Origin of the sequence: Promicromonospora kroppenstedtii DSM 19349 (genome assembly GCF_000515355.1) — a bacterium.
Classification (GTDB): Bacteria; Actinomycetota; Actinomycetes; order Actinomycetales; family Cellulomonadaceae; genus Promicromonospora; species Promicromonospora kroppenstedtii.
In genome coordinates, this window is record NZ_KI911665.1 from 84,289 (window position 1) to 88,452 (window position 4,164).

Here is a 4,164-nt window from a genome sequence, read left to right on the forward strand (position 1 = left end):
GGTCCTCCTTCGCTGTGTGGTGCGTGCTGGTGCGGTTCAGCAGGTGCTCGGGCGTCGGGCGGAGCCGGCGGGCGGCGCGCAGCCGGACCGAGGCCGAGCGCGGGTTGCGCTCCAGCTCGGCGGCGTCCGCCTCCTCCGCGCCCCGGGTGAGCGCCTCGAGATAGGGCCGGTGGGTCTCGGGCTCGACCGGCAGCCCCGGCGGGGCCGACGACGTCGTGCCCTGCGCGATGGCGCGCTTGACGATCCGGTCCTCGAGGGACTGGTAGGACTCCACGACGATGCGGCCGTCCACGGCGAGCACCTCTATCGCGGCGGGCACGGCGCGCTCGAGCACCTCGAGCTCGCCGTTCACCTCGATACGTAGCGCCTGGAAGGTGCGCTTGCCCGGGTGGCCGCCGGTCTTGCGGGTCGCGGCGGGGATGACGGCGCGCAGCAGGTCGACGAGCTCGCCGCTGCGGTCCCACTCCCGCTCGGCGCGGCGCCGGACGATCGCCCGCGCGATCTTGCCCGCGAACCGCTCCTCGCCGTACTCCCGCAGGATCCGCGCGAGGTCACGCTCGTCGTACGTGTTGAGCACGTCGGCCGCCGTCAGCTCCTGGGTGGAGTCCATCCGCATGTCGAGCGGCGCGTCCTGCGCGTAGGCGAAGCCGCGGTCGGTCTCGTCGAGCTGCAGCGAGGACACCCCGAGGTCCATGAGCACGCCCTGCACGGCGCCGCCGGCGTGCTCGTCGACCACCTCGGTGATCTCGTCGTACACCGCGTGCACCGGCGTGAAGCGGTCGCCGAACCGGGCCAGCCGGGCACCGGCGAGCGCCAGGGCCTGCGGGTCGCGGTCGATGCCGATCACGCGGGCGGCCGGGAGCTGCTCCAGGACGGCCTCGGTGTGGCCGCCCATGCCGAGCGTGCAGTCCACCAGGACGGAGCCGGGCTCGGCGAGCGCCGGGGCGAGCAGGTCCACGCAGCGCTGGAGCAGCACCGGGAGGTGGCGGTCGGCGGCGTCGCTGCCGGCGCCGGAGCGGTTGTCGGTCGCGTTCATCGGTGTCTCCCTCCTGCGTCGTGCCGGCCCTGCGTGGTGCTCGTCATGCGTGGTGCCTCGTGCTCGTGCGGGTACTTCCGGGCGGGCCGCCCGGTCAGGTCTCCCTCCGCACGGTTCCGGCGGCGGGGAAGTGCGCCGGATCCTGCGGGAGGAGGCCTGACCGTGCGGCCGGTCAGCCCACCTGTCCTAGAAGCTCAGCCCGGGGAAGATCCCCTCGGCCTGATCGATGTAGTCGGGTTCGGTCTGCTCCTGATATGTGGCCCAGGCCTGCGCGTCCCACACCTCCACGCGGGTACCGACCCCGATCACGACCACCTCTCGGTCGAGACCGGCGTACTCGCGCAGGTGCGTCGGGATGGAGACCCGGCCCTGCTTGTCCGGGACCTCGTCGCTCGCTCCCGCCAGGAAGTTTCGCGTGTAGTCCCGTGCTGCCTTGCTCGTCACCGGCGCCTGCCGGATCTGGGTGTAGATCTGCTGGAACTCGTCCATCGGGAGGAGGAAGAGGCACCGCTCCTGCCCCTTGGTCATGACCAGACCGCTGGACAGGCGCCCCCGGAACTTGGCGGGAAGGATCAGGCGCCCCTTCTCGTCGAGCTTCGGGGTGTACGTACCGAGGAGCAGACCCAGACCTGCGAAACCTTCCGCCATCGCAGTCATGGGCCGACACCTCCTTCCGCTCCCGCATACTCCACGCTACTCCACTTTCCACCACCACACTCGGAAAAACGATGGGGAGAACTGCCCAGCGACCCTCAATGTGCAGGTCAAAGAGGTAAAGAGCAGGTGGAGTAAATTCATGTCCGGCGTGGCGTGGAATGTCGGATCAGGTCGCGCGGGGCCGCATCCCGCCAGGCCTGCGCGACCTGGACGGACGTCGTTTCACCAGGGCGAAAGAAGCTCTCGGATCTGTGAAGACCGCGTGATGCACACAACAGAGTGCTTTACATCTCTACTAGGCTGGTCCAGCCGGGCGGGCGTTCTCGCCCCGGCTTCCGAACAGCGCGTACCCGCGCGAGAAACCGGCCTGACTCCCGGCCCGATGGAGGTCCCCCAGTGCACACGGAACCCACCACCTCCGGCCTCTCGGACCCTCGTTACGGCGGCGCGGCCGCCGCAGAGCCGGCGCCCGGCCCCGGCGCGCTCGACGAGCTCGTGGAGACCATGGCGCGGGTCCGCGGTGCCGTGGAGTCCGTCGTGACCGGCCGGCCCGGCCTGGCCGACATCACGCTCGCCGTCCTGCTGGCCGAGGGCCACCTGCTCGTCGAGGACGTGCCCGGCGTCGGCAAGACGACGCTCGCCAAGGCCGTGGCGCGCAGCATCGACTGCCACGTGGGCCGCATCCAGTTCACGCCCGACCTGCTGCCGAGCGACCTCACCGGCGTCAACATCTTCCGCACCGGCAGCCACGAGTTCGAGTTCCGCCCGGGCCCGGTGTTCAGCAACATCGTCATCGGCGACGAGATCAACCGCGCCTCGCCCAAGACCCAGTCCGCGCTGCTGGAGTGCATGGAGGAGGGCCAGACCACCGTCGACGGCACCACCCACCAGCTCCCCCGGCCGTTCCTCGTGGTCGCCACCCAGAACCCGGTGGAGATGGAGGGCACCTACCCCCTGCCCGAGGCGCAGCGCGACCGGTTCATGGCCCGCATCACCGTGGGGTACCCCGACGTCGACGCCGAGATGCTCATGCTCGACCGGCAGGAGGCCACCACGCCGCTGGCCCACCTGGAGGCCGTCACGGACGGGCGCACGCTGCTGCGGTTCTCCGCACTCGTCCGCTCGCTGTACGCCTCCCCCTCGGTCAAGCGCTACGTGGTGGGCCTCGTCGGCGCCACGCGCGAGCACCCCGGCCTGCGGCTGGGCGCCTCGCCGCGCGCATCGCTCCAGCTCCTGCGCGCCGCCAAGGCGATCGCCGCCATGGCGGGGCGCGACCACGTGCTGCCCGACGACATCCAGCGGCTCGCCCGGCCCGTCCTGGCGCACCGCCTCATCCTCACCACCGAGTCCCGGCTCGGCGGCGTGACGCCGGAGACGGTCGTCGACGAGATCGTGCAGCGCACCCCGGTGCCGGCGCTCGAGCCCGCCGACCGGCGTCCGTTCTGAGCGGCCAGGGCGGCAGACGCATGAAGTGGCGTGACACGCTCGCCCGGATCAGCCGGGTCCGGCTCACCCCCCGGGGCATCGGCGCGGCCTGCGTGGGCGGCGTCCTGATCCCCCTCGGGCTGGTGCTCACCCTGCCCGACCTGGTCGGGCTCGGCGCGGCTGCCCTCATCGCCGTCGCCGTGGCCTGGCTGGTCATCGGCACCCAGCGGCTCGAGTCGGGGCGCGGCGCACTGCACGTGACGCGTGCCGTGGCGCCCAACCCCGTGGTGCGCGACCGGACGGCGGACGTGAGCCTCCTGGTCGCCGCGCACCAGGCCTCCGGGGCCGCCTACGAGCGGCTCTCCCGCCTGCGGCTGTCCGAGCAGGCCGCGCACGAGCTCGCCGGGCACCAGGGCATCCGCGCCCGGGTGTCCGCCCGGGCCGACCGGATCGCCGTGCACTACTCGCTCACCCCGATGCGCCGCGGGCGCTGGTCGCTGGGCCCGCTGCTGACCACCCGGACCGACGTGTTCGGCCTGGTCCGCGCCACCCAGCCGCTCGGCAACCCTACGCAGGTGCCCGTGTGGCCCCGCACCGTCGAGCTCGCCGTCCGCACGCGCGCGGTGGGCGACGTCGACCACTCGGCCACGGGCGCGCGCCTGCAGTCCACCGACGACTCCGTGCTGCGCGAGTACGTCGCGGGCGACGACCCGCGCCGCGTCCACTGGGCGAGCGCGGCCCGCCGCGGCCAGCTCATGGTCCGCGCCGACGAGAGCGCCGGAGTGCGCCCCGTGACCGTACTGCTCGACCGCTCGCTGCTGCCGCACTGGCAGGAGTCCGGGAACATGCGCCGCCCCGCGGCCGTGGACGACGGCGAGTGGGCGGTCGAGCTCGCGGCGTCGATCGCCACCTCGTTCCTCGACGCCGGCCACCCGGCGCGCCTCGTGACCACGACCGTGGCCCCCAGCCTGGAGGGCGAGCGGTTCGCGACCACCCGGGCCAGCCGGTCCGCGCTGCTGGACGCCTGCGTCGACATCCGCGGCCAC

Annotated in this window: 4 protein-coding genes; 2 read left to right on the plus strand and 2 right to left on the minus strand. The window is 72.9% G+C overall.

Annotation, left to right across the window (positions count from 1 at the left end; all coding sequences use genetic code 11):
* Together rsmH and mraZ are read right to left on the minus strand one after the other, a co-directional pair.
* The coding region (rsmH, locus tag PROKR_RS12755; protein ID WP_084800421.1) for a 16S rRNA (cytosine(1402)-N(4))-methyltransferase RsmH at positions 1-1,036 on the minus strand (1,036 nt) is incomplete at its 3' end.
* A 186-nt stretch (positions 1,037-1,222) separates the two neighbouring features.
* Entirely contained in the window at positions 1,223-1,693 is a 471-nt protein-coding gene (gene mraZ / locus PROKR_RS12760; protein WP_051432937.1) for a division/cell wall cluster transcriptional repressor MraZ, read from the minus strand.
* 396 nt (positions 1,694-2,089) lie between these two features.
* Between mraZ and PROKR_RS12765 the strand changes: the two genes are divergently transcribed.
* Positions 2,090-3,139 (plus strand): AAA family ATPase, encoded by a 1,050-nt coding sequence (locus tag PROKR_RS12765; protein ID WP_036963760.1) that lies wholly within the window; start codon positions 2,090-2,092, stop codon positions 3,137-3,139.
* Positions 3,140-3,159: 20 nt separating this feature from the next.
* A partial coding sequence (locus PROKR_RS12770) for a DUF58 domain-containing protein (protein ID WP_036963762.1) occupies positions 3,160-4,164 on the plus strand: 1,005 nt, incomplete at its 3' end.